The sequence below is a fragment of the Mesorhizobium sp. L103C119B0 genome (assembly GCF_000502235.1).
In the GTDB taxonomy this organism is placed as follows: domain Bacteria; phylum Pseudomonadota; class Alphaproteobacteria; order Rhizobiales; family Rhizobiaceae; genus Mesorhizobium.
Genome location: NZ_AYXE01000007.1, coordinates 68,936 through 94,050 on the forward strand (window position 1 = coordinate 68,936; position 25,115 = coordinate 94,050).

Genomic DNA, 25,115 nt, shown 5'->3' on the forward strand with positions numbered 1-25,115 from the left:
GACTTCTTTCCTATCATTGATCGTGAGACAATAATTCCGAAATGAGTTTTCGGAGTTATTGTGCATTCAGTTCAAGTCAAGTTCCTAAAAAGTGTGTTCGGAAGCGGAATCGAAAAGAAATCGGTTCCGCTTTCTGACTCAATAGGCATGGAAGCTATCTTCGGCACACCGAATGCGGTTGCCGGTCCTGCCATCAACGCCGTGACAGCTCTGCGCGTCCCTGCCGTCTACTCTGCTATCGTGCTCGTGACTGGCACGATTGGTTCGCTTCCCGCCAAGGTATTCAACTCCTCACCTTCCGGGAAGCGAACCGCCGACACCCATCCGGCTTATCGCCTCGTGCATGATGAGTCCAACGATTGGACATCGGCAGGAGCTCTGCGCGGTCAACTGACCGCCGATGCTCTTCTGCACGACCATGGCTTCGCGTTCGCGAATCGCGTCAACGATCGCGTGGTCGAGTTCATCCGTCTCGACCCGCGTTCCGTCTCCATCAAGGCCGACCCGGCAACCGGCGAGCCCTTCTACGAGCAGCGCGTCGGAACCCAAATCCGTCGCTTTGGTCATCGCGAGATCCTGCACATTTCTGCACCCCTGGGCCTGGCGCCGGTCAAGGCCGGCCGCGAGGCCATCGGCCTGGCCAAGGTCATGGAAGAACACGCTGCTTCGCTGTTCGCCAACGGCGCACGCCCGGGCGGCGTTATCAAGACCAGGAAGGTTCTGGGCGAGGACGTAAAGCGCAAATTCGCGGCGGCATGGAACGCTGCTTTTGGTCGCGGCGGCTCCGGTGGTGTTGCTGTCCTGGACGAGGACATGAGCTTTGAAGGCCTCGACGCAATGACTGCGGCCGATGCCGAGTTCACCGCCACCCGCGCCGAGCAGGTCGTCGAGATCGCCCGGCTGTTTCGCGTTCCGCCCCATCTACTTTTCGAGCTTTCCCGCGCAACCTGGTCGAACGCCGAAGAGATGTTCCAGTCCTTCCTGACCCTCACACTGCGGCCGTGGCTCGACGCTTGGGAATGGGCCTACGCCCGCGTGTTACTCACCCCGGAAGAGCGTGCCAGCGGCTACTACGTCGAGTTCGTCATTGACGACATCATGACCGCGAACACCGCCACGCGCGCCACGACCTATCAGCAATATCGCGCCATGGGCGTGCTGACCGCCAACGAGGTCCGCGCCGGTTTGAACCGCGCTCCGATCGACGGCGGCGACACGCTGGAAAACCCGAATATCACGCCCGGCAAGCCCGCCGGTCAGAACGACAATCGCAAGCCCGGCGAGGTAGCAGCGTGACGCATACCGCTTTCTTCGGCGAGCGCAAGCACGCCTTCACGCTCACGCCAGATCTCATCCAAGAGCTTGAACGCAAGACCGGCGCTGGCATTGGCGCGCTATGTATGCGCGTGCCCGAAGGTCACTTCCGGCTCAATGAGCTGGTCGACCTCATTCGGCTTTCGCTCATCGGCGGCGGCACCACGCCACAGGAAGCGGCACTCCTCGCAGACACCTACGCCGCCAAGCGTCCGCTCAATGAATCATTCCCTATCGCAATCGCCGTCTTGCAAGCCGTCTGGTCAGGCGAGCCGGCGACGACCAGCCTGGAAGGCACCGCCAATGGATAAGCTTGAAATCAAAGCCGCCTTCAGCGTGTCGGATGCCGGCGAGATCACCGGCCTTGCATGGCCGTTCGGCACGCCTGACAGCGTCGGCGACATTATCCAGAAAGGCGCGTTCACCAAGGCGGCGGCTATGCCGATCTTGTTCGAGCACGACCCGAACCGCGTCGTCGGCAATTGGGAGTCGGTCGAAGAAACTGACGAAGGCCTTCAGGTCAAAGGCCGGCTGTTCCTCGACGGCGTTCCGCGTGCTCGCGACGTTCACACCAGTTTAAAGCGCGGGCGTGTCAACGGCCTCTCGATCGGCTTCCGCGCCACGGAAACCAAGACCAGGCCAGACGGCAACCGCACTATCCTCGCCCTCAACCTCGCTGAAATCTCCATCGTCGCGAACCCTAGCCATCCGGACGCGCGAATTCTCACCGTGAAGTCCGCCGATGGCGCGGCACAAAACCAAGGATATGAAATGCCCAACGAAAATACGGCACCCGTCGCCGAATGGACGGAACTTGAAAAGAAGGTTGCGGCCGTCGCCGACGAGGTGAAGACCGTCGCCAAGCTCACCGAGCGCTTCGACAAGCTCGAAGCGAAGCTCAACCGCCCGTCCGCTGCCAACTCCAACGTCCCGGCCGCCGACAATGACAACGTCGCGATAGAAACGAAGGCGTTCTCGACCTTCACGCGCCGTGGCGTCGAACGCATGGGCGCCGAGGAAGTCAAGGCGCTCACCGTTGCGGTTGACGCCAACGGCGGCTACCTCGCACCGGAAGACTTCGGCACCGAGATCCTGAAGAAGATTGTCGAGTTCTCGCCGATCCGACAATACGCCAAGGTCGTCACCATCTCGGCGGCCGAGATCAAGCTGCCGCGCCGGCTCACCGGCACCGCTGCAACCTGGGTTGCCGAGACCGACGACCGCACGGCGTCGGGCATGACGTTCGAACAGGCGACGTTCACGCCTTACGAGCTTGCTACCTACACCGACATCTCGACGCAGCTCCTGGAGGACAACGCCTACAATCTCGAAGGCGAGCTTCAGGACGACCTCGCCGAGTCTTTCGGCAAGACCGAGGCAGCTGCATTCGTTATCGGCGACGGCACCGGCAAGCCGAAAGGCGTGCTCGCAGCCGCCGGCATTGCCGAAGTCAAGACCGGCAACGCCGCCACGCTCGGCACCGACCCGGCAGCGACCATCATCGGCATGTTCCATGCGCTCCCATCTGTCGTCGCGCAGAACGGCGTCTGGCTGATGAACCGCAAGACGCTGGGCGCTTTCCGCACTCTGAAGGACGGCACCGGCCGTTTCATCATGCTCGACCCGATCACCGCTGGCGCACCCGTCACGCTGCTTGGCCGACCGATCGTTGAGGCCGTCGACATGCCCGACGTGGCTGCCAACGCCTATCCGGTCATGTTTGGCGATCTGTCGGGCTATCGCATTGTCGATCGCATCGGCCTGTCGGTCATGCGCGACCCTTTCAGCCTGGCGACGAAGGGTCAGGTCCGCTTCCACGCCCGCAAGCGCGTCGGCGGCGACATCACCCACGCCGATCGCTTCCTGAAGCTGAAAGTCGCGGCTTAACACCCATGCGGCTCGCAAACGACATAATCGCAATCCCGCACGGTCCTGCTCATTCCGTGCGCTTGCGGCCGTCTTTGCGGGCCGCTGTCCGCCTCCACGCCCGCCACGATCTGCGCAAGCTCGCGCTGGGTATTGGCGAGGCCCATCTCGGTATGATCGTTGACATAATCGTGGAAGGCACAGACCAGGTCACCGCAAGCAAGCTGGTCAACAGCATCTCATCGCATGGCGTTCGCGAGCTTGGCGCACTGGTCGAGCCGCTGTCGGACTTCGCTTTCGCTCTGCTCGGCATCGACCGCAAAGAGGCCGAAGCAACATCCGAGCGTGTCGCCAAGACGCCCGACACATCTGACTGGATCACACCGCACCTTGAAACCTTGTTCGAGATCGGCACCGGCTGGCTTGGCTGGTCGTCGGCCGACACCTGGGCGGCAACGCCGACTGAAATCATGATCGCCCAGCGCGGCCTCATCGCCAAGCTGAAGGCCATCCACGGCACCCCTGACGACAAGCAGGAGGGCGACCCGCGCCAGCCTGTCAGCCCCGATCAAGTCAAGGAAGGCCTCGCCACGCTTCGCGGGCTGGTGCTCTAGCATGCCTGTCCGTCCGCCAAGGGTCTGCTCTTGTGGCAAGGTTGTGCCCTCCGGCGAGCGTTGTGCTTGCCAGATCATCCGCGACCGAGAGCGCAAAGCCCGCTTCGATCTCACCAGGCCGTCTGCCCGCGAACGCGGTTATGACGGCAAGTGGCAGAAGGCGAGGGCAGAATACCTGATCGCTAACCCGATCTGTCGTTACTGCCCGGCACCAGCAACCGTGGTCGACCACATCAAGCCACACCGTCGCGACATGCGCCTGTTCTGGTCCAAGTCTAACTGGCAACCGCTCTGCACGCCCTGCCACTCATCCATCAAACAGGCCAGGGAATGCCGGCTATGAAGCACACGTCCGAGCGCGAACTGTGGGTTAACGTCATCTTGCGGGCCACCGAAGACGGTCTGGCCGACAAGCAAGAGCGCAAATGGTTTCAGCTCACCAATCCCGACTTTGTTGAAGTCTGCGCGCTCGCCGACCTCGACCCTGAAGCCGTAGCAGATCGTGCAGCCTCTGCATTCGAGCGCTATGACCAGGCGGAGGCTTCTGGCACCAAGTTCGAGATCACCAGGCCGCTGTCGCCAGCACCACGCCCAGTAGCGCGCTACGAGTATGCGGGCCGCTCGATGACCCTACCTGAATGGGCCGAGTTTACGAGCATCAAGATCAACACGATCAGAAGCCGATTGGACTCCGGTCGATCCTTCGAAGAGGCAATCGATCCTGCCTTCAAGCCCAAGCCCCGCCGCTTCAACGGCCGGCCTGGTCGCAAGCCTCAGCGGCACACCGTCAACGGCGTAAGCAAGACCCTTTCCGAATGGGCCGTCATCTATGACGTAAACCATCGCTCGCTTGCCCAGAGACTTAGGCAAGGCCAAACGCTTGAACATGCCCTGGCGCACCTTAGTAGCGGCAAGCGTGCCGGCCTTCTGCACACCGTAGACGGGATGAGCAAGACCTATGGCGAATGGGCTGACCACCTTGGCATTAGCTACGACGCATTCCTGAAGCGCCTGCGAGACGGCAACCGAACAGTCGCTGAAGCGGTCGCCATGGGCGGCCCGAGACAACGCTCGATCCCCAGGCCAATGACCAGCACCCAGGGGGTGGGTCACGACTTGACTGAGTCTTCGGGGACCGGCGGGAGGAGCGCAGCGCGCGATCGCGCCGAATTAGAGTTTTCTGAAAAGCCCGATGAGGCCCACTCATGACCATCGTCACCACGGCCGAACTGAAGGCCCATTCGAACCTGTCCGACGACGAGGACGACGTGCTGCTCGATCAGAAGATCGCAGCGGCCGAAGGCTGGTGCGCCGGTTACATCGGTGCGTCACTGGTCGACCTCGACCCGCTCCCGGCCGGCATCCGCGAGGCCATCCTGCGAATAGCGGCCGACCTCTACGAGAACCGCGAGGCCACCTTGATAGGCGCATCCGGCTCGACGTTGCCTTTTGGCGTCACCGATCTGCTTGGACCGCACAAGGTCTGGTCTTTCTGAAATGGCACAATCGGCACAAATCACACGCCTTCAGCGGCGGCTTGCAGCGATTCCGAAGACTGTCCGGACTGCCGTCGTGCCGTCGCTGGTGAAGTCTGGCGAAGAGCTTGCCGGCGCCATGCGCCAGCTTGCCGAACCGTCCCGTGATACCGGCGCACTCATCGACAGCATTGCCGTCACCATGCCCGGCCAATCGACGCCGCCTTACAGCCAGCCAGGCGGCTCCCGCGTTGCCGGCGAGCTAGAGGTGCTTGTGACGGTCGGCGACCAAGACGTGCGCTATCCGCATCTTGTCGAATACGGCACGAGCAGAGCATCGGCACAACCGTTCTTCTGGCCTGCTTTCCGACTGCTTCAAAAGCGGATCAAGAACCGCACCAGGCGCGCCATTGGCAAGGCCGTTCGGGATGGATGGAACAAGCCATGATCGAACCGACCATCGCCCTCCAGACTGCCATCCGATCGCGCCTGCTCGACGACCAGGCCGTCACCGCGCTCGTGCAGCCGGACAACATCCGCGCCGGCAGCACCAGGCCTGACCAGACGCCCGCGATCATCATGAGCGATGGCACCACGGCGTTGCACGGCTACGATTACACCGCCCAGCGCGCCGCCTGGGTGAATCTCGACCTGCATATCTGGACGCTCGACCAGGGTCTGGAGGCGGCGAAGGCGATCGCGTTTGCGGTCTGCCAGGCGCTCGACGGTCAGCTCGACCTCGACGGCGCCTATTGCGACCACTTTGAAGTAACCCGCGCCGTGTATCCACGTGATCCTGACCCGCGCTACGGCCACGGCGTTCTGTCGGTTGAAGCGCTCATCCGGTGGATTGTGTAATGCGCGCCGGCAAGCTCGACCATGCCATCACCCTTCAACGCTCCGTCGAGACCGTGGCGCCGTCTGGCGCGGTCTCTTCCGAGTGGACCGACATGGCTACGGTCCGCGCCGAACTGCTTCAGGCGACCGCCGACGAGGCCACGACCAGCTATGGCGAGGCCGAGACCGTCGTTCGCAGTTACCGGATCCGCTGGCTGAACAACGTCGAGATTACCACCGCCGACCGCCTGCTCGACGGCGGCCTGGCCTACGGCATCAAGGACATTGTCGAGATCGGCCGGCGGCGAGGCCTTGAACTGCGCTGCGAGAGGATCCGCACATGAGAGGCCGCAAACCCGCCGGGATCATCGCCGGCACCTCGACCGTCACGAAGGCTCCGCCCGCGCCGGCCTGGCTATCCACGGACGCCAAAGCCGAATGGCGGCGCGTGGCGCACATCCTGGTCAATGACCGCAAGGTGCTCACCGAGGCCGACCTTGGCACACTCGAATCCTACTGCATCGCCACCGGCACCGTGCGCGAGGCTCACCGTGCCTTGAACCGCGACGGCCTGGTCGTCGCTGGCAAGCGGCATCCTGCATTCGGCATGATGAACGCCGCCCAGACGACCGCGCGCCTATGCGCCGCTGAGCTTGGCCTCACGCCTGTCTCACGGTCGCGTCCGTCGATACGTGACGACGGCGACAACGATAACGACAATGACAATCCGCTCGACATTTCCTGAGTGGATCTATGACGGCTCGCCGATCGATGACCCTCTTGGCCATGGTGATCGCGCCGTGCGGTTTCTGCGCGCACTGAAGCACCCGAAGAGCCGTGCCATGAAGCGCGCCTTCCAGCTTGACGACTGGCAAGAGCGCATCGTGCGCAAGATCTACGGCCCGCGTGACGAGCATGGGAAGCGCATCATCTCGACGGTCGTGCTCCTCCTACCGCGGGGAAATCGCAAGACCAGTCTCGCCGCGGCTCTTTCATTACTCCACACCATCGGCCCTGAGCGCGTGCCTGGCGGCGAGGCCATCTTCGCCGCGTCTGATCGAAACCAGGCGAGCATCGGCTTTCGTGAGGCGCTGTCGATCGTTCGCGCCGACAAGCGGATCAGCGCAGCTGTAAAGGTATCCGATGCAACCAATTCGGCTAAGTCGATCACCTTCAAGAACGACGGCACCAGACTCGAAACCATCTCGGCTGATGGCAACCGGCAGCATGGTCGCACCCCAAATTTCGTGCTGGTTGACGAGCTTCACATTTGGCGCGGCCGTGACCTTTGGGACGCTCTTCAGACCGGCCTCGACAAGACCGACGACGCTCTGCTCGTCGTCGCCACGACTGCCGGGCGAGGCCAGGACAATATCGCCTGGGAGATCGTCGAGGATGCCCGCAAGGTAGCACGTGGCGACGTGGTCGACCCGACTATCCTGCCCATCCTTTTTGAAGCCGACCGCGATAGCGATTGGCGCGATGAAGCCATCTGGCGGCGGATCAACCCCGGCCTGGCGCACGGCTATCCTTCGCTGGCCGGTTTCCGCCGGCACGCCGATCGCGCTGAGCGCAGTGTGTCAGAGCGTGAGAGCTTACGGCAGCTGAAGCTGAACATCTGGCTCGACCGCTCGACCAATCCATTTGTCGACATGGCCGTGTATGACCAGGGCAACGCGCCTATCGATCTGGAGGCGTTGCGCGGCAGACCTTGCTGGCTTTCTTGCGACTTATCTAGCACCACCGACTTGACCTGCATCGCTGCTTGCTGGCGCAACGATGACGGCGGCTACATCGTCAAGCCTTGGTTCTTTTGCCCTGGCGATAGTCTGCGACGGCGTGCCGAAGGCGACGGCGTCCCCTACGGATTGTGGCGCGATGACGGTTTCATCACGCCGACGCCTGGCAACGTAGTCGACTACGATTACGTCGAGCAGCGTATTCGGGATCTCTGCGACGACTTCGACGTCCAGGAGATCGCATTCGACCCGCACATGGCGCGCCAGACCATGACGCGCCTCATCGCCGATGGCCTGCCAGCGGTCGAAATGAGACAGGGGTGGGTCACTATGGCGCCGGCCATCAAAGAGCTTGAACGCGCGATCATCGCCGGCAAGTTCCAGCATGGCGGGCACCCCGTTTTGCGCTGGAACTTCAGCAATATCGCAGTCGAGACCGACAAGGCCGGCAACCAGACCTTTCATAAGGGCAAGTCCACCGATCGCATTGACGGCGCACAGGCGGCGGCGATGGCCGTTGGCCGTGCCTTCGTCGGCGAAAGCAATGTCTCCGTTTACAGCGCGCCGGAAAGCCCCGGCCTTTTCATTTTTCACTGAGGATTACCGATGGCTGACGAAGAAAGACTGATCGTCTCACTAGAAGCTCGAATCAACCAATTCGAGAAAAACATGGCTCGCGCCAGCCAGACCGCCGGCAAGCAGTTCGGCAGCATCGAGGGCCGCGCCAAGCTGTCGGCCTCGAAGCTGGAATCGTCGTTCACCACAGCGTCGACCCGTGTCGGTGCGAGCCTCAAAGGCATGGCTTCCGGCCTGCTCGCGGGCGTTAGCCTTCAGGCCGCTCAAAAGCTCATCGACGCCGCTACTCGCATCAGCAACAGCTTGAAGGTCGCTGGCCTGTCAGGCACGGACCTGACCAAGGTTTATGACGCGCTCTTCGATAGCGCTCAACGCAACGCCGCTCCGCTCGAAGCGCTGGTCACGCTCTACGGCCGCGCTGCGCAGCAACAGAAGGAATTGGGCGTATCGAGCGAACAGTTGCTGTCGTTCACCGAGAACGTGGCGGTTGCGCTTCGCGTTGCCGGCACCGACGCAGGCCAGGCATCGGGCGCGCTGCTCCAGCTTGGCCAGGCGCTTGGCTCTGGCACCGTTCATGCCGAAGAGTTCAACTCGATCCTCGAAGGCGTTCCGACGATCGCCCAGGCGACGGCCAGCGGCATTAAAGAGGCTAACGGTTCTGTCGCCGCGCTGAAGCAACTCGTCGTCGATGGCAAGGTTTCATCGAAGGCTTTTTTCGACGGCTTTGCGGCTGGCGCCGAGACGCTTCAGGCGAAGGTTGCCGGTGCGACCATGACGACCTCACAGGGCTTCACGATCTTGACCAACTCGCTTATTCGAGCGGCCGGCAAGTTCGACACCGCCACCGAGACAAGCAAGCGCTTTGGCGCGACCCTTGGTGATGTCGCCGCCTACGTCGATCAATTGAACTTTGATCGGCTGATGGGCAACCTCGACGCCTTGGCCGCCAAGCTCAACGCCCTGAACGGCCTTGCGCAGAACTTCGGCGAGAGTATCGGTCAGGCGCTCGGCACGGACAATCTGGGGAAGTGGCTGGCGACGACCCAGCTTGGTCAGGCGATCGGCATGACCTCGCCGGCTGGCGTTCGCGACCGAATGGCCGGCGACGTTCCACAGGCCGATGCAGTGGTGCAGCAATGGGCGCAAGAGCACTATGGCAACGGCGCGGCCACGACATCGACCGAGAAAACCGACCGCTTGCCGGTAGCGCTGAAGGCAGAGCAAATCACGCTCGCCGACTATCCCGTGACCGGTGGCGGTAAAGGTGCCGGCACGAAAGGAAAAGGCGCCGACGACTACGCCCGCGAAGTCGAGCAGATCCAGAAGCGCATTGCCTCACTGCGCGCCGAGACCGCTGCCCAGGCGGGCGTCAACCCGCTGGTCGATGACTACGGCGCGGCTCTCGAGAAGGCGCGCATCAAGCAGGAGCTTCTGAACGCTGCCCAGGCGGCCGGCAAGACGATCACGCCGGAACTCGCGGCTTCGATCGACACACTCGCTCAGAACTACGCCGACGCATCCGTCGACGCCGCCAAGCTCGCCGAGGCACAGGACAAGACGAAGGAGTCGGCCCAGGAGTGGGCAGGGCTCGGCAAAGACGTGCTCGGCAGCTTCGTCAGCGATCTGCGTAGCGGCAAGTCGGCGGCTGAAGCGCTTGCCGGCGCGCTCGACAAGATCGCCGACAAGCTCCTGGACCTGGCGCTGAACAGCCTCTTCAGTTCGGCTGGTGGCGGGATCTTCGGCTTGTTCGGAGGCCTGCTTGGCTTCAGCAAGGGCGGTATTGTGCACCTGGCCGGTGGCGGGCATGTTCGCGGACCTGGCACCGGCACCAGCGATAGCGTCCCGGCTATGCTCAGTGATGGCGAGTTCGTCGTGCGCGCCAAGCAGGCCACGAAGCACCGCGCCCTTCTACAGGCGATCAACGATGGCAGCTTGCCGGCGCTGGCATCTGGTGGCCCGCTCGACGGCCGCAACGTAGGGCGGCTCCACAGGCCGGCCAATGACAATCCTGCCCAGGTGATCAACATGCCCGTGGCGGTTACGGTGACTGCCCAAGGTGGAGATCCTGCCCAAAACCGCGACCTGGCACGCCAAACAGCTCGCGAGACGCAAGACGCCGTGCGGGCCATCGTCCAGGGAGAGTTGCGCACCGCCATGCGTCCTGGGGGCGTCCTGAGGGGGCGCTGATGATGGCGAACTTCACCCCGCCGGTCGCGCCGGCACGGTTCATTGTGGGCCGTCCGACGGCACGGTTGTCCTTAGCCGGGAGGGGTTCCTCGTAGCCGGGTAGTTTCTTCTCCGCCGGGCGAGTTGTTTAGAGTCACGCTTACGTCACCATTTTCTCCTGATAGATAAATACTTTAAGAATCTAAAAACAAGAAATACCATAGGTGAAAATGGTGACGCAAGCGTGACGAAAAGAGCCCAATTCCGGTGGGAAAAAACACCGTAAGCGGTTAGAGAATGGTGACGTAAGCGTGACACCGTCAATCAAGCTACTCCCGGTCTCGGAAGGCGAGGCCGCTACCCTGGCGGTATGCGAAAAGGCCATGCCGTTCGGCCGTGGCTATTGCAATTCCGTCGGCGCATCACCACATTAATGGGATAATGCTAACGGAGTTCTCAATGCCCAGCCAGAACGTAGGCATCCCGCAGGAACGCTACCTGCAACTGCAACAGATCGCCGCCCTCGACGGCGTCACCATCGTCGACGTGATCAGTGACTTCATCAACGATGCAGTGGTCGCTGGTCGTATCCCTGACACGCTTCCCGGCTGGACGGTCGAGCACAAGCCGAACGGTAAGGTTCGCCTCGCGACCGCAGTGCCGGAGTTCGACGTGACCATGTCAAAGACCGCCGCCCAGGCGCTTGCTGGGACCATAGAACGATTGGCGCAGCCTGGAGGGAAGGCGAGGGCTGTTCTCGACTTGGACGCCAACGTGAAGATCGAGCGCACCGGCCCTGGCATCGCCCTGACAGACGTCAACAACGTCGCGCGGTCCACAGTGGCCCGGAACGTTGCGGTTGATCTGGCGCGCCTTCTATGCGGCCGGGCGATCAAGTCCATCGACTGATCATCCAATGACCCGCCGCCTCACCGACGACGAGATGGAGGAACAGGCCCGGCGTAACCTCGCTGAGCTTGACGTGCCTTCGCCAGAGATCAGCGTCGGCGGTGACCCCGATCATGATCCGGTGTTGGCGGAACTTGATGCCATCGACACGCCAGCCTCTACCGATGAGCAAGGCGACCCGACCGACGAAGAGTTGTCCGCCCTAGAGGCGGATCTCGACAACAAGCGGCCAGTCACCTTTCAAGACATGATCGAACGCGCTGCCACTCGATACGGGCCGGGTGGCCCTTTATGGCTCGCCAACCGCCCAGCTGTTTACGACAGCTGGGCGAAGAAAGGCCGCGAGGCTTACGCCGCCAAAGTCTTGGAAGAGAAGGGCCGTCCGGTTCGGCGATACCGCCAGGGCCTCGACACGCTTTCGGACGATGAGCGCAAGGCGCTGCGTGCGGAGCAAATGCGTCAGCGCCGCCTAGAAGCCGGCGCTATCCCTCGACAATCACTTGCTGGCATGTCGCCTGATGAGCGAGAAGCGCGCAAGGCCGAACAGGCGAAGCTTAGGCAGCGCCGCCGTCGCGCGAAGAAGGCTTGAAGTAAGTCACTACTGACTAACCTATTGTTTTTATTGCAAAATATGGCTTTACAAAGCTGGCGGACTGACTCAGAATCCTGGCTTAGACGACCAATAGGAGACGAGTATGACTGACCAGACTGAGCTTTTCCTCGAAACGAGCCGCTACTACCTGCTCGTTCGATGCCTCCGTCAGGCATTGAGGCGCACCTACAAGCATGCTGACGAGCGGGGCTACGCTGCGCACGCTAACCTGAGCTTGGCCGGCATCTATCTGGGCGAGCTGCGGATGGTCGACAGGAAGGTCGTCGCGGAGTTCTACAGCGACCTCGTGGACGCCCTGGCCGCCGTGCAGCCGTGCGCCGTCTCTGGCAAGATCGAGGACAACGAGATCATTGCCGTCCTTGGCGACGCAGGCAACATCTGGCCGGCAGTGATCCAAGCAGATCTCAGCCTTGACACGGAGGGTTGTAACACGCTCTGAGAGGCCTTTTTCCGGAGGGGAGTATGGCACGCGGTCGAAAGTATATGATCGACGAGTTCGAATACTCGCCATCGGCGTTCAGAAAACTGCCACGCAGCAAGAAGATCGAGCTAATGGTTCGGTGGTTCCATGAACATTTCGAGGATCCAGCTGTTCGACTTCCTTATGAGTCAGCGGAGGGCGGCTATCAATGGATTTGGGGCGGTCCCTATAGCGCAGACGAGGAGATCCAGAGCGAGTTCTCAGACGTCGCAAGCTTCGAACTAATGCAAGAAGCAGTAGACCAGGTTCAGAGCGACGGGCTCTTCGACTGGGCTCCAGTGGCCGACAGTCAATCTGACGACGACACCAGTTTCGAACCCTCCGCTTTTGACCTGGACGATTTCACGAGAACGCGGCGCGGCCCTGCTCCAGCGTCAAAGGAGGATCTTGACCGACTGAAGAGCGCCATGTTGGCGGAACTGGCTGAGTTAAAAGAGCAATTGCAGCTCGGTCTGCATGACTACGGAATGATCGGTCACAACCAGCCACCTGGACCTATAGATGATAGCAGCCCAGTCTCCGCACAAGACGCCCAACAGGCCCTCAACGCGATAGCTGTTATCGAGGCTGAGGCTGAAAAGGCAGAGCCAACGGTTACTACGGTAGGTGCAAGCGTTGGATCCTTAAGACGGATGGCGACGTCTATTGCCGTCTGGCTGCGGGATCGTGGCAACGCTCAAATCGACGCGGCGGTAACTGTCGTCCTGGTTAGTGGCGGTGCATTGTATGGCCAAAGGCTCCTCGCGCTTTTGAATACAGCGACAGATGCGGTCCTCGCTTGGCTTCAGGCGTTTCCGTGGCCATTTTAGTAACGACCAAAGCGTCTAGCTACGCTGCGTGCGACCCGGACCGTCAGTCCGGAACGGACAGCTTTCGGTCAGCGTTCTGGTCGAAGTATTCCTCCCGTGCCTTTTGAGTGATGAGAAAGATGCGGCGGTTTTTCGCATTCTTTTCTCGCTCGACAAGCCCACGTTCGGCCATGATCTTTCCACGCTTTCCAACCAGCTGATAAGAACAATCCAACTCACCCGCTATATCTGCGGCGGCCAAACCAGTAGTCTCTGGATACAAAGTTTCTAGTATCCCAAGCTCTGTGTTCGGAAGCAGAAGTTCAGAGTTGATATCCTTGATAATTGCCTCGTATTTCCTAGAAAGGTTCGATACGCTGCACGTTCCCTTCTTGCATGCGGGGCAAAGCATATCAAAAAGCTTGAGGCTTTCGAGTTTATCCAAACTCTGGACCTCGCCGCAAGCATCGCACTTAATCTCCTGATTTTTCTGAAGATATTTTCGCAATATGGTAGTATAATCGAATATCCTTTCAACAAAATATAACCTGTGCTCTCGCAACGCCGTTGGCCGGCCAAATGCAATGCTATACCTATAGCACAGACCGTAGTTCAAGGCGAAAACAGAAACTTTCCGGCCATCTCTGTCCTTCATCTCGTAGTATTTCGAGATAAAAAAGTTCAGTTCAAGGGTCGATAGAATTGATTCAAATTCGCTGACGATGTGAAAATGGCTCGATGGGGTCCTGCCTGAAATCTCTTTTGTAACAGCCGACCCCTTATAGTCTCTCAGCTTTCTAGCTTGGCTGACAATAGACTCAAGAAGTTCTTTCAGGCTGAAAATTGAAGATCTTTCGGCAAACGACTCATGAGCGAATTTCTGAATTCCGAAAAACGGCTCGACTTTTTCCTCGTAGTAGCGCGCCGCTGCGTCCTGTATGGCGCGCGGCCCAATGCGCCTTCCGTATCCAACATGCGTTTCGCCAAGGTTGTGTAGGAGGTGACCCAGAATGCGAGGATTCCCCATGCTAGCAAAGAATAGCTGCCGATAAACCTCATGCGGATCCGTGTCACAAAAGGCATCAAAGCCCGTGTCGAGGAAATAGCTGAACCGGCTGTCGAGCAGGCGGAAGGTGAAATCTACCGCCTTTGTCTCCATTGATGAGACATCGCTAGATCCATATAGGCGATAAGTATCCAGATAAATCTCATCGATCTTCGTTGCGTCAATTTTCCCCAAATATATCCGCCCAGGGTAGGCGGCTACTTTGAATTTTATTAGCTCGTTAGACCAATTATTTAGTGGTGCTAAGATGCTATCGACAAGTATAGACATTGCGTCGATCGGGAGTTCAGAAAAATCATCGAGGAAAATGTAGAGATGCCGAATTCCTATCCCAGATAAAACGGCCTCGAGGCGTTCCATAATTCGATTTATATTAAATGTCTTGATAAGAATCTGCGAAAATTCTTTGGAATCACCAAACCCCAACTCCGTAGAATCGTCCAGTCCCGTGGCAAATTGCAAATCGCCGGACGGGATGCCTGCAGGACCGGTCGAAAACTTAGCTTCAGCACTAGCCTTCGACGACGTAATCGACTTTCCGCTCGTATTTTTCTTGATCGTGGCAGCAGAGAAGCCGGTTACATCTGTTACCTCAGCTTCAAACGCTCCCTCAAGTAACTGATCGATAGCCTCAATTGCCGCTATTCGCTTGTTGTTGTGGTCTTTTTTGCCAAATATTTTATCGAGCAGGGAATTGCTTATCTGCGATTTCAGCTCTTTCTGAATATCGATGAACACGGATCTCGTAAACGATCGATAAAGCAGGATCCGCTTCAGATCTGATTCTGTCACAGCGCTACTTATGGCGGAGATCTTTTGTGACACATCGTTATCGACAACCGCAGACTCGAAGACGGTTTTGATATCGATGTAAGCTGATATCGTGCGATTTTTCTTTCTGATCTCATGCTGGGCACGCTGGAATACGGTCGATTTGCCCGTTCCTTTTCGGCCGATAAGAAAGGTCGTATTGGGCCGCAGCATGGTCTCTAGCACTGCATCGTTTTGCAGAGGATCTACGTATAGCTGTTCGATGATGGGCGCGTCGTGGGCCGTGTCCCTCAATTCCGCACGTCGATATAGCTTGAGAGACTGGACGGCCTCACCATACCCTTTTAGCTGTGCACTAGAATATTCCACTGCGACCCCCCTTCGTTGGCGAAAAATACTAACGGATTCCTCCTTGAGGTCCACAGAGATTCCCCTCCATGCACAAGGCTAGGCATCCTGGATTGTGGGAAATCTGAGTCTGGTCCAGCAGGATGCGACGGAATAGTGTTCCGGACGCAATTTTCGCCTACCAAGTAAGCGATTGAAATTATTGCATTAAAAGGTAGTGGCTGGGGAACCTGGATTCGAACCAGGACTAACGGAGTCAGAGTCCGTGGGTCTACCGTTAACCTATTCCCCAGCAGGCGCTGTCGCGCTGGTGGGCCGCCGAAGCAGCCGCGCGTGCCTTGTAGCCGCCGCCGGAAAATAGTCAAGCCTAAGCTGCGTTTCAATCACAGCGTTTCATAGGGGCAATTACGCCCGGGTGGCGCGCCGCACCCAATCAACCTCAGCTCTCCGTCCGGCTGTATTGCGAATGCTCGAAGAACAGCACCACGCCGAGCGCGATCAGCAGCGGGATGATCAGGTAGAACAGCCGGAACACCAGAAGTGCCGCCAGCACGCCGACCGGGTCCATATCAGACAGGCCGGCGAGGAACACGACCTCGAACACGCCGAGCCCGCCCGGCGCGTGCGAGATCTGCGCAACCGAGAACGACACCAGGAACACGCCGAGGATGACGAAATAGCCGGGATTGCCGGCAACGGGCAGGGCAAAGAAGATGATCGCCGCCGCCGCGAGCAGTTCGATCGGGCCGATCAGCAATTGCCGCGCCACGATCGGCAGCGCCGGATAGTGCAGCTGGAAGCCGGCGATTCTCAGCGGCTTCAGGTGCAGCCAGCTGCCGAAAATGTAGGCGCCGACCAGGATGAGCAAAGCGATGCCGGCGGCGATCGCCAGCCCGTGGTGCGGCGCGCCGGAAAAGCGGTCGATGATTGCAGGCTCGAACACAAGCACCAGGCCGCCGACCAGAATGCTGGAGAGCACGAAGGTGATCCAGCAGATCGCCACCAGAATGCCGACATCCTGGCCGGTCAGCCCCCTGGTGCCGTAGGCGCGGTAGCGGATCACGGCGCCCGAAAACACCGAGCCGCCGATGTTGTGCGACAGCGCGTAGGTGGTGAAGGAGCAGAAGGTGACGAACAGCCACGACATCTTCTTGCCGATATGCAAGAGCGCGATGTGGTCGTAGCCGGCGAGCGAGGCATAGGCGACCACCGAGCTCAGTGCCGCAAGCATCCAGCCGCGCGTCGGGATGGCGGATATGCCGTCCCAGACATCGTCGATCGAGATGCCGCGCAGTTCATGCCACAGCAACAACAGCGACCCGATGACCGCCGCGACACCGATGACCGGCCACAGATAGCGCTTCCAATTCGTGGCCCCCCAATTCATGGAGTTGTCGTCATGCGTTGCTGCCCATCGCCCAGGCGGGCGTTAAAACGTCCGCGATTCACCAATTCCCCCTCATTTCAGAAATGCCTCATCGAAGCCGGCTATTCAACCGGCAAGGGTGAGCAGCCGGTTCGCCAACGGCGAATTCGTCGTGCCAGCGGCACGATGAAAGGCTAGCGAACGCCGGGACGCTGCAAAGCAGCGGGGATCTGGCAGGACGCAGCCGGCAAAAATTGAGCCCTTGCTCTTGGTGATCCGGTCCGGCGCTGCTACTCTGGCGGCAACTTAAAAGATTGAAGCGCCTGCTGCGTCCGGTTTTCCGGTTCGCGCGGCGCCGGAAGGAACTGAAGTGGAAGACCACGACACCGGCGCTGGCGCGCCGGAAGTGGGCGTGTCCAGGGCTTCGCCGCCGTCAGGCGGGCCAAGCCCATCCGCCGGGCGGCCCCGCCAGGCGGGGCCTCAGTCCGGTAACGGACAGGCCGGCGAAGCCCAGCATCAGCGAGGCAAGGCGAGAAAGCGGCGCAAGCGCCGGCGTGGGCGCAAGGTTTTTGCGCGCGACGACAGCCCTCTCGCAACCGCCGCAGCGGTTAGTGCGCCGGCCTCAGTCGGCCCGGCCGCTCCAGCGCCCGTGCCTTTGCCCTCGGCCCCACAATCCCGACCGGAACAGCCCATGCATCGTCCGCCGATGCAGGAACTGCCGGTGTTTGCCGCGCTCGATCTCGGCACCAACAATTGCCGGCTTTTGGTCGCGGTGCCGCAGTGCCATGGCCAGTTCCGCGTCATCGACGCCTTCTCGCGCATCGTCAGGCTGGGCGAGGGGCTGACGGCGAATGGGCACCTGAGCCAGGCGGCGATGGACCGCGCCGTCGAGGCGCTGAAAATCTGCGGTGACAAATTGCGCAACCGCAAGATCCGCAAGGCACGGCTGATCGCCACCGAGGCCTGCCGCACCGCCGACAATGGCGTGGAATTCCTGCAGCGCGTCGAACGAGAGGCGGGGTTGAAGCTGGAAATCATCGATCGCCAGACCGAGGCGCGTCTGGCTGTATCCGGCTGCGGCTCGCTGGTCGAGCGCGACACGCAAGGCGTGGTGCTGTTCGACATCGGCGGCGGCTCGTCCGAAATCGCGCTGATCGACCTCACCGGCCAGCGCTCGCCGCGGCTTGCCAACCACATCGTGTCGTGGACGTCGCTTCCGGTCGGCGTTGTCTCGCTGGCCGAGCGTTTTGGCGGCCGCACGGTGACGCGCGAGATCTTTGCCGCCATGGTCGATGATGTCGCGGTGCGGCTAAAGTCCTTCGACGGCCGCGACCGGCTGAGCCATGTGCTGGCCAGTCCGAAATTCCATCTGCTGGGCACATCCGGCACGGTGACGACGCTGGCCGGCGTCCATCTCGATCTCGAACGCTACGACCGCCGCCGCGTCGACGGGCTGTGGATGGACCGCGACAGCGTCGACCGCATGGTCGAAAAGCTGGTCGGCTGGGACTTCCAGCAGCGCTGCGCCAACCCTTGCATCGGCGCCGACCGTGCCGACCTGGTGCTGGCCGGCTGTGCTATCCTGGAAGCCATCCGTGCGGTGTGGCCGTCGGAGCGGCTGCGCGTCGCCGACCGGGGCTTACGCGAAGGCATTTTGAGCGAGCTGATGGCCGATGACGGCGTCTGGCGCAACAGTGGGCGAGGCCGACAGTGACCAAGAAGCCGGAAAAGCCGGGCTCCGCCAGCATTCGTGTCCTCAAGACGCGGATCAAGAAGAAGAGCGGCCTGAAGGAATCGTCGCGCCGCTGGCTGCAGCGCCACATCAATGATCCCTATGTCCAGCGCTCCAAGGCCGACGGCTATCGCTCGCGCGCGGCCTACAAGCTGATCGAGATCGATGACAAGCATCATCTGCTGAAACCCGGCATGAAGGTCATCGATCTCGGTGCGGCCCCCGGCGGCTGGTGCCAGGTGGCGGCCGCGAGGACGAAATCGACGGCTGATAATCCACATGTCATCGGCATCGACTATCTCGAAATGGATGCGGTGCCGGGTGCGCCGGTGCTGCTGATGGATTTCCTCGACCCGGAAGCGCCGCAAAAGCTCGCCGAGGCGCTGGGCGGCGACCCCGATATCGTGTTGTCCGACATGGCCGCGCCGACCACCGGCCACAAGCGAACCGACCACATCCGCACCATGCATCTGTGCGAGGTGGCCGCCGATTTCGCGCTGTCGGTGCTGAAGCCGGGCGGGCACTTTTTGGCCAAGACGTTTCAAGGCGGCGCCGAAAACGAGCTGCTGTCGATGCTCAAGAAGAACTTCCGCTCGGTGCACCACGTGAAGCCGCCGGCGTCGCGCGATGAGTCGGTGGAACTGTATTTGCTGGCGAAGGATTTTAAGGGCAGAGACGGCACGGCGTGAAAGACGCTTCGTAGCGTTCCGACCCTCTGTCCTGCCGGACATCTCGCCCGCAAGGGGGGAGATTGGCAGCTGCGACCGCCTCGCCATTCCTTCAAAGTTGCAAGATTGGCGCGAAAGCCGCGTGATATCCGATCTCCCCCCTTGCGGGGGAGATGGCCGGCAGGCCAGAGGGGGGTGTGAAGGATCGCCGACGTCGACGATTTTCGTCGCGCCGCCCCTTACTTCCCAGCCGTCCTCACCGGCTCCAGCGTCTTCGGCGTCGTCAGCCGGCCGTGGCCCGACACCGCATTGCCGGCATCCGGTGCCAGCCGCATGAACGATACCGACGCCGCCGCTGACACTGCCGCCACGATGAAGAAGGCAATGTGGAAATCGCCGAGCATCAGCGGGCCGCCATGGATCGAGGTCGAGACTTCCAGGATGCCGCCGGCCAGCGCCACGCCGAGCGCGATCGACAGTTGCTGGAACACCGCCGTGATCGGCGTTGCCTTGCTGGTGTCTTCAGCCGTCACCTCGGCATAGGAGAGCGCGTTGACGCCGGTGAAGAACATCGAGCGGATGAAGCCGCCGACCAGCAATATCGCCAGCATCAGCGCGTAAGGCGTCTCCGGCGTGAACAGGCCGTATATGGCGATCGATGCCGCGGCGATCAGCGAGCCCCAGATCAGCACCCGGCGGAACCCCGCAAGCCGGAAGATCAGCGCAGTGACGAACTTCATGCCAATGGCGCCGATGGCCGAGACGAAGGTGATCATGCCCGACTGGAACGGCGTCAGCCCGAAGCCGATCTGGAACATCAGGGGCAACAGGAACGGCACCGCGCCGATCCCGATGCGAAACAGCGAGCCGCCGAGCACCGAGGAGCGGAACACCTGGTTGCGGAACAGTTCCAGCGCCAGCAGGGGATTCTTGGCGCGCCGCGCATGCAGCAGATAGAGCACGCCGGAAATCAGCCCGACCGCCACGGTGATGAGGCCGGTCGCCGGCGGCAGATAGGGCAGGCTGACCACCGACAGGCCAAAGACGACGCCGGAGGCCGCCAGCCCACTCAGCACGAAACCGACGAAATCGAGCGGCGGCGTCTCCATCGAGTCGGTTTGCGGTAGGAAGCGTGTCGCCAGCCAGATGCCGATCAGGCCGATCGGCACGTTGATCAGAAAGATCCAATGCCAGGTGAAATAGGTGGTGATGAAGCCGCCGATCGGTGGTCCCACAAGCGGGCCGACCAGCGCCGGCACCGTCAGCCACGACATGGCCGCGACCAGCTCGCTCTTCGGCGTCGCGCGCACCAGGACCAGCCGGCCGACCGGCGTCATCATGGCGCCGCCTATGCCTTGCAGGAAGCGCGAGACGACAAAGGCCGGCAGTGAATTGGAGATGGCGCAGCAGACCGAGCCGACGATGAAGACGCCGATCGCGGCGCGAAAAATGGTCTTGGCGCCGAACCGGTCGGCCATCCAGCCGCTGACCGGAATGAAGATCGCCAGCGCCACCAGATAGGCGGTCAGCGCCAGCTTGAGCGCGATCGGGCTGGTGTGGATGTCGACGGCAATCGCCGGCAGCGATGTCGCGATGACGGTCGAATCCATGTTTTCCATGAACAAGGCGACCGCCAGAATGAGCGGAATGATGCGGTTCAACGAACGCGTCCGAACTGGTCTAAATGTGCCTGCCGGCCAATCCAGGCAATGAAAAGGCGGGGCAAGCGATACGAACCGGCGGTTATCACGCCTCAGGGGCGATGTCGCATTAATTTGCTGTCACTTTTGTGCGACCGCGCGCGGACAAGAGGGTGCTGCGTTTCTGCACAAAAGATGAAACTGGCGAAAATCGACGCTCTCCTGGGCAGGTCCGCCGAATAGGAGATGACCGGCTTTTCATCGGCGCCGCGACGTGTTACCAGCCAGCGCCAATCCTGAAAGGGAAGAAACGAGTCGGCGCTGTCCATTTCGGTCCAGCGCTTTTTTGTATTCTCCCAGCGCTTTTCGTATCCGAGGACTGGCCATGGCAAAAATCATCGAAACGTCCACCGGCGCGCTGGCGCTGACCTTTGACGACGTGCTGTTGCAGCCCGGTCATTCCGAGGTCATGCCCGGTGAGACCGACATCCGCACCCGCATCGCCACCGACATCGACCTCAACGTGCCGATCCTGTCGGCCGCCATGGACACCGTCACCGAGGCGCGGCTCGCCATCGCCATGGCGCAGGCCGGCGGCATCGGCGTCATCCACCGCAATTTCTCGCCGGCCGAACAGGCCGAGCAGGTTCGCCAGGTCAAGAAGTTTGAATCGGGCATGGTCATCAATCCGGTCACCATCGGCCCCGACGCCACGCTCGCCGACGCGCTGGCGCTGATGCGCACCTATTCCATCTCGGGCATTCCGGTTGTCGAGAATGGCGGCACCGGCGGCCAGAAGATCGGCCGCCTGGTTGGTATCCTGACCAACCGCGACGTGCGCTTCGCCTCCGATCCGGGGCAGAAAGTTTACGAATTGATGACCCGTGAGAACCTGATCACGGTCAAGGAGAATGTCGACCAGGACGAGGCCAAGCGGCTGCTGCACCAGCACCGCATCGAAAAGCTCGTCGTCGTGGACAACTCCGGCAATTGCGTCGGCCTGATCACCGTCAAGGACATCGAGAAGTCGCAGCTCAACCCGCACGCCACCAAGGATGCGCAGGGGCGCCTGCGGGCGGCGGCCGCCACCAGCGTCGGCGATGACGGCTTCGAGCGCGCCGAGCGGTTGATCGATGCCGGTGTCGACCTCCTGGTCATCGACACCGCGCATGGCCATTCGCAGCGCGTGCTCGATGCGGTGACGCGGGCCAAGAAGCTTTCCAATTCCGTCCGCATCCTGGCCGGCAACGTCGCCACCGCCGAAGGCACGCAGGCGCTGATCGACGCCGGCGCCGATGCCGTCAAGGTCGGCATCGGCCCGGGCTCGATCTGCACCACGCGCATCGTCGCCGGCGTCGGCGTGCCGCAGCTTTCGGCGATCATGTCGGCGGTCGAGACGGCGCATAGATCAGGCGTGTCGGTCATCGCCGACGGCGGCATCAAATATTCGGGTGACCTGGCCAAGGCGCTTGCCGCGGGCGCCAGTGCGGCCATGATCGGTTCGCTGCTGGCCGGCACCGACGAAAGCCCGGGCGAGGTCTATCTGCATCAGGGCCGCTCCTTCAAGGCCTATCGCGGCATGGGCTCGGTCGGCGCCATGGCGCGCGGCTCGGCCGATCGCTACTTCCAGGCCGAGGTTCGCGACACGCTGAAACTGGTCCCGGAAGGCATTGAAGGGCAGGTGCCCTACAAGGGACCTGTGTCTGGCGTGCTGCACCAGCTTGCGGGCGGGCTAAAAGCCGCTATGGGTTATGTCGGTGGCCGCGACCTTGCCGATTTTCGCGAACGCGCCACCTTTGTGCGCATATCCAACGCCGGACTTCGTGAAAGCCACGCCCATGACGTCACGATTACCCGCGAAAGCCCGAACTATCCTGGCGGAGCCTGACCGGCAGCCAGAGCGGTACATGCTCTGGCGCCACCAGGCGACGATCGTGCTGCGGCTGGCGCGCCATGCCGGCGCGCTGTGCTTTGCCGCCGCGGCGGTTTTCATCATCATGACGCTGCTGGAATTCTTCTATTTCCGCCGGCTGAGCGGTGGCCTGCCGTCGCTCGACGTGCGCCTTGGCGGGTTCACGCCCGATGAGGGCATGGCCTGGCTGACGGCACTCGGCCGACGCGGCAGCGAGATCATCCTGGTCTGGCACTATTTGACTTTCGACCTTCTCTTCCCGGCGCTGCTGTCGCTGACCATGGTCAGCCTGATCCTGGCAACGGGGCGGCGGCTGAAGAATTTTCGTGCCATGCCGGTGCAGCTTCAGGCGCTGTTCGCGCTGGTCATCGTGCTGCCCTACACATGCGCCGACTACGCCCAGAACATTGCGGTGGCGCGGCTCTTGTCCGATGCGCTGTCGGCCAACCCGGATTCTCTGTCTTTGGCCTCGTCGCTGATCGTCACCAAATTCGCGCTGCTGGCGATCCCCGTCATCGTCATCGCGTTTTTGATCCTTGCCGCCCAGCGGCGTCCACAGGCATGAACGACAGAGCAGGGGCAACGCCATGAGCCAGACCGCGATTTTCTGGCCGATGCTGGCGCAGGTGTTGCTCGTCTATATCGTCTATGTCGTGATGGGCCGGCGCCGCTACGGCGCGGTCAAATCGGGCGAGGCCAAGGTCGGTCAATACAAGGTGCGCACGACCGAGCCCGGGTCGAGCGTCACGGTTGCCAACAATCTCATCAACCAGTTTGAACTGCCGGTGCTGTTCTATGTGCTGTGCCTGGCGCTGCACGCTACCAATGGCGTCAATTATCTGACCCTGGCCTTGATGTGGATTTTCGTGATTTCCCGCTATGGCCACGCCTGGGTCCACCTCACCAGCAACAATCTGCGGTTTCGCAGCCGCGCCTTCTACGTCGGCGCGATCATTCTCTTGCTGGCATGGATCTGGTTCGCGCTACACCTGCTCGGAGCGGTGTAGGGCAGTTGTTTACCCTCCCCCTTGTGGGGAGGGTCGCTCCGCGCAGCGGAGCGGGGTGGGGGTCTACAAATCGAACACCGCGATCTTGCGCTTGTCGAACTTGATGCCGATTTCGCCGCGCACCAGCTTCAGTGCGGCTTCGCCGAACACGGCGCGTCGCCAGCCCTGCAGGGCCGGCACGTCGGCATCCTCGCCCTCGGCGGCGATGCGGTCGATGTCGTCGCTGGACGCCAGCACTTTCGAGGCGACGCCTTCCTTCTCGGCGACGATCCGCAACAGAACCTTCAGCAGCTCGGAGGCGGCATTGGAGCCCTCGGGCGGCTGAAAGCTCTTGGGCAGCTTCGGCATCTCTTCGCGGGGCAAAGCGAGCGCCGTGTTGACCGCGCCAAGCAATGCGGTAGCCGTCGACGAACGCTCCCAGCCTTTCGGCGTCGTGCGCAGCTTGCCCAACGCTGCCGCATCGCGCGGCGCCTGCTGGGCGACCTCGTATATGGCGTCGTCCTTGAGCACCCGGCCGCGCGGCACGTCACGCTCGCGCGCCTCGCGTTCGCGCCATGCCGCCACCGTCTGCACGATCGCCAGCTCCTGCGGCTTGCGCAGCCGCATCTTCAGCCGCTTCCAAGCGTCTTCGGGGTGCGGATCGTAGGTCTCGCGCGAAGTCAGCACCTCCATTTCCTCGTTTAGCCAATGGGCGCGGTTTTCCCGCTCCAGTTCGGCGCTGAGATGCTTGTAGACGTCGATCAGATGGGTGACGTCGGCCAAGGCATAGTCGAGCTGCTTGTCCGACAGCGGCCGGTGGCGCCAGTCGGTGAAACGCGAGGATTTGTCGAGCCGTGCGCCGGTGATGCGCTGCACCAGCTGATCGTAGGAGACGCTGTCGCCGAAGCCGCAGACCATGGCCGCGACCTGGGTGTCGAACACCGGATGGGGCACCAGATCGCCGAGATGGACGATGATTTCAATGTCCTGGCGCGCGGCATGGAAAACCTTGACCACCGCCTCATTGGCCATCAGCCGGAAGAACGGGGCGAGGTTGATGTCGGGCGCCAGCGGGTCGATCAGCGCGGTGACGCCGGGCGCCGCCATCTGGATCAGGCACAGAATCGGCCAGAATGTCGTTTCGCGGATGAATTCGGTGTCGACGGTGACGAAATCCGACTTTTCAAAAGCGGCGAGAACGGACTCGAGCTCATTTTGGGTGGTGATGACGTGCATCAAATCGCTTTT

General features: G+C 61.4%; 27 protein-coding genes and 1 tRNA gene. 22 read left to right on the plus strand and 6 right to left on the minus strand.

What is annotated here, in order from left to right:
- The first annotated feature begins 147 nt into the window (after positions 1-147).
- The 17 genes from X728_RS153195 (at position 148) to X728_RS153120 (ending at position 13,399) form a co-directional block, all read left to right on the plus strand.
- Positions 148-1,296, plus strand: a complete 1,149-nt coding sequence (locus X728_RS153195) for a phage portal protein (RefSeq protein WP_081732403.1) — start codon at positions 148-150, stop codon at positions 1,294-1,296.
- Positions 1,293-1,625, plus strand: a complete 333-nt coding sequence (locus X728_RS153190) for a gene transfer agent family protein (RefSeq protein WP_023831573.1) — start codon at positions 1,293-1,295, stop codon at positions 1,623-1,625. The genes X728_RS153195 and X728_RS153190 overlap by 4 nt, the downstream gene beginning before the upstream one ends.
- Positions 1,618-3,201 (plus strand): phage major capsid protein, encoded by a 1,584-nt coding sequence (locus X728_RS153185; RefSeq protein WP_023831574.1) that lies wholly within the window; start codon positions 1,618-1,620, stop codon positions 3,199-3,201. The genes X728_RS153190 and X728_RS153185 overlap by 8 nt, the downstream gene beginning before the upstream one ends.
- A 152-nt stretch (positions 3,202-3,353) precedes the next feature.
- Positions 3,354-3,794, plus strand: coding sequence for a hypothetical protein (locus X728_RS153180; RefSeq protein WP_155923972.1), 441 nt, complete (start codon positions 3,354-3,356; stop codon positions 3,792-3,794).
- 1 nt (position 3,795) lies between these two features.
- Positions 3,796-4,137 carry an HNH endonuclease signature motif containing protein gene (locus tag X728_RS1000000168835; RefSeq protein WP_023831576.1) on the plus strand — a complete coding sequence of 114 codons (342 nt, stop codon included), beginning with the start codon at positions 3,796-3,798 and terminating at the stop codon, positions 4,135-4,137.
- Positions 4,134-5,003 carry a hypothetical protein gene (locus tag X728_RS153170; RefSeq protein ID WP_023831577.1) on the plus strand — a complete coding sequence of 290 codons (870 nt, stop codon included), beginning with the start codon at positions 4,134-4,136 and terminating at the stop codon, positions 5,001-5,003. Before X728_RS1000000168835 ends, X728_RS153170 begins: the two co-directional genes overlap by 4 nt.
- Positions 5,000-5,290 carry a head-tail connector protein gene (locus X728_RS153165; RefSeq protein ID WP_031195471.1) on the plus strand — a complete coding sequence of 97 codons (291 nt, stop codon included), beginning with the start codon at positions 5,000-5,002 and terminating at the stop codon, positions 5,288-5,290. Before X728_RS153170 ends, X728_RS153165 begins: the two co-directional genes overlap by 4 nt.
- Position 5,291: 1 nt before the next feature.
- Complete coding sequence (locus tag X728_RS153160; protein WP_023831579.1) at positions 5,292-5,717, plus strand: HK97-gp10 family putative phage morphogenesis protein; 426 nt, start codon at positions 5,292-5,294, stop codon at positions 5,715-5,717.
- Positions 5,714-6,127, plus strand: coding sequence for a DUF3168 domain-containing protein (locus X728_RS153155; protein ID WP_023831580.1), 414 nt, complete (start codon positions 5,714-5,716; stop codon positions 6,125-6,127). Before X728_RS153160 ends, X728_RS153155 begins: the two co-directional genes overlap by 4 nt.
- A complete protein-coding gene (locus tag X728_RS153150; protein ID WP_023831581.1) occupies positions 6,127-6,450 on the plus strand; it encodes a head-tail adaptor protein in 324 nt (107 codons plus the stop codon). The genes X728_RS153155 and X728_RS153150 overlap by 1 nt, the downstream gene beginning before the upstream one ends.
- Positions 6,447-6,851 (plus strand): phage terminase small subunit P27 family, encoded by a 405-nt coding sequence (locus X728_RS153145; RefSeq protein ID WP_023831582.1) that lies wholly within the window; start codon positions 6,447-6,449, stop codon positions 6,849-6,851. The genes X728_RS153150 and X728_RS153145 overlap by 4 nt, the downstream gene beginning before the upstream one ends.
- On the plus strand, positions 6,826-8,442 hold the full coding sequence (locus X728_RS153140; protein ID WP_023831583.1) for a terminase TerL endonuclease subunit: 1,617 nt from the start codon (positions 6,826-6,828) through the stop codon (positions 8,440-8,442). The genes X728_RS153145 and X728_RS153140 overlap by 26 nt, the downstream gene beginning before the upstream one ends.
- A gap of 9 nt (positions 8,443-8,451) precedes the next feature.
- Positions 8,452-10,608, plus strand: coding sequence for a tape measure protein (locus X728_RS1000000171570; protein ID WP_023831584.1), 2,157 nt, complete (start codon positions 8,452-8,454; stop codon positions 10,606-10,608).
- Positions 10,609-11,046: 438 nt separating this feature from the next.
- Positions 11,047-11,496 (plus strand): hypothetical protein, encoded by a 450-nt coding sequence (locus X728_RS153135; protein WP_155923973.1) that lies wholly within the window; start codon positions 11,047-11,049, stop codon positions 11,494-11,496.
- Between the two features lie 7 nt (positions 11,497-11,503).
- Entirely contained in the window at positions 11,504-12,085 is a 582-nt protein-coding gene (locus tag X728_RS153130; RefSeq protein ID WP_023831586.1) for a hypothetical protein, read from the plus strand.
- 106 nt (positions 12,086-12,191) lie between these two features.
- Complete coding sequence (locus X728_RS153125; RefSeq protein WP_023831587.1) at positions 12,192-12,548, plus strand: hypothetical protein; 357 nt, start codon at positions 12,192-12,194, stop codon at positions 12,546-12,548.
- 44 nt (positions 12,549-12,592) lie between these two features.
- The gene (locus tag X728_RS153120; RefSeq protein ID WP_023831588.1) at positions 12,593-13,399 is read left to right on the plus strand and encodes a hypothetical protein; all 807 of its coding nucleotides are present in this window, start codon (positions 12,593-12,595) and stop codon (positions 13,397-13,399) included.
- A gap of 43 nt (positions 13,400-13,442) precedes the next feature.
- On the opposite strand, the gene X728_RS16365 is transcribed toward X728_RS153120, so the two are convergent.
- The 3 genes from X728_RS16365 to X728_RS153110 all read right to left on the minus strand — a co-directional run bounded on the left by X728_RS16365 (position 13,443) and on the right by X728_RS153110 (position 16,950).
- Positions 13,443-15,638 (minus strand): MarR family winged helix-turn-helix transcriptional regulator, encoded by a 2,196-nt coding sequence (locus tag X728_RS16365; protein WP_023831589.1) that lies wholly within the window; start codon positions 15,636-15,638, stop codon positions 13,443-13,445.
- 143 nt (positions 15,639-15,781) lie between these two features.
- Positions 15,782-15,855 (minus strand) — tRNA-Gln (locus tag X728_RS153115).
- Between the two features lie 147 nt (positions 15,856-16,002).
- On the minus strand, positions 16,003-16,950 hold the full coding sequence (locus X728_RS153110; protein ID WP_023831590.1) for a lysylphosphatidylglycerol synthase domain-containing protein: 948 nt from the start codon (positions 16,948-16,950) through the stop codon (positions 16,003-16,005).
- Positions 16,951-17,299: 349 nt separating this feature from the next.
- Between X728_RS153110 and X728_RS153105 the strand changes: the two genes are divergently transcribed.
- A complete protein-coding gene (locus X728_RS153105) occupies positions 17,300-18,643 on the plus strand; it encodes a Ppx/GppA phosphatase family protein (RefSeq protein WP_023831591.1) in 1,344 nt (447 codons plus the stop codon).
- Entirely contained in the window at positions 18,640-19,350 is a 711-nt protein-coding gene (locus X728_RS153100) for an RlmE family RNA methyltransferase (protein WP_023694903.1), read from the plus strand. The genes X728_RS153105 and X728_RS153100 overlap by 4 nt, the downstream gene beginning before the upstream one ends.
- Positions 19,351-19,568: 218 nt before the next feature.
- Here X728_RS153100 and X728_RS153095 read toward each other — a convergent pair whose 3' ends face one another.
- Together X728_RS153095 and X728_RS1000000170330 are read right to left on the minus strand one after the other, a co-directional pair.
- Positions 19,569-20,990, minus strand: coding sequence for an MFS transporter (locus tag X728_RS153095; protein ID WP_023831592.1), 1,422 nt, complete (start codon positions 20,988-20,990; stop codon positions 19,569-19,571).
- A gap of 92 nt (positions 20,991-21,082) precedes the next feature.
- Positions 21,083-21,298: a hypothetical protein gene (locus X728_RS1000000170330; protein ID WP_155923974.1), complete on the minus strand. Its 216-nt coding sequence runs from the start codon at positions 21,296-21,298 to the stop codon at positions 21,083-21,085.
- Positions 21,299-21,354: 56 nt separating this feature from the next.
- Between X728_RS1000000170330 and guaB the strand changes: the two genes are divergently transcribed.
- Genes guaB through X728_RS153080 form a run of 3 tightly spaced genes read left to right on the plus strand, consistent with a single transcriptional unit; the run spans position 21,355 to position 23,888 of the window.
- Complete coding sequence (guaB, locus tag X728_RS153090; protein ID WP_023831593.1) at positions 21,355-22,857, plus strand: IMP dehydrogenase; 1,503 nt, start codon at positions 21,355-21,357, stop codon at positions 22,855-22,857.
- A gap of 19 nt (positions 22,858-22,876) precedes the next feature.
- Positions 22,877-23,446: a hypothetical protein gene (locus X728_RS153085; protein ID WP_050587175.1), complete on the plus strand. Its 570-nt coding sequence runs from the start codon at positions 22,877-22,879 to the stop codon at positions 23,444-23,446.
- Positions 23,447-23,468: 22 nt separating this feature from the next.
- Positions 23,469-23,888 (plus strand): MAPEG family protein, encoded by a 420-nt coding sequence (locus X728_RS153080; RefSeq protein WP_023673032.1) that lies wholly within the window; start codon positions 23,469-23,471, stop codon positions 23,886-23,888.
- 63 nt (positions 23,889-23,951) lie between these two features.
- Here the strand turns inward: X728_RS153080 and rnd are convergent, their stop codons facing one another.
- Complete coding sequence (rnd, locus tag X728_RS153075; RefSeq protein WP_023682426.1) at positions 23,952-25,103, minus strand: ribonuclease D; 1,152 nt, start codon at positions 25,101-25,103, stop codon at positions 23,952-23,954.
- Positions 25,104-25,115 lie beyond the last annotated feature (12 nt).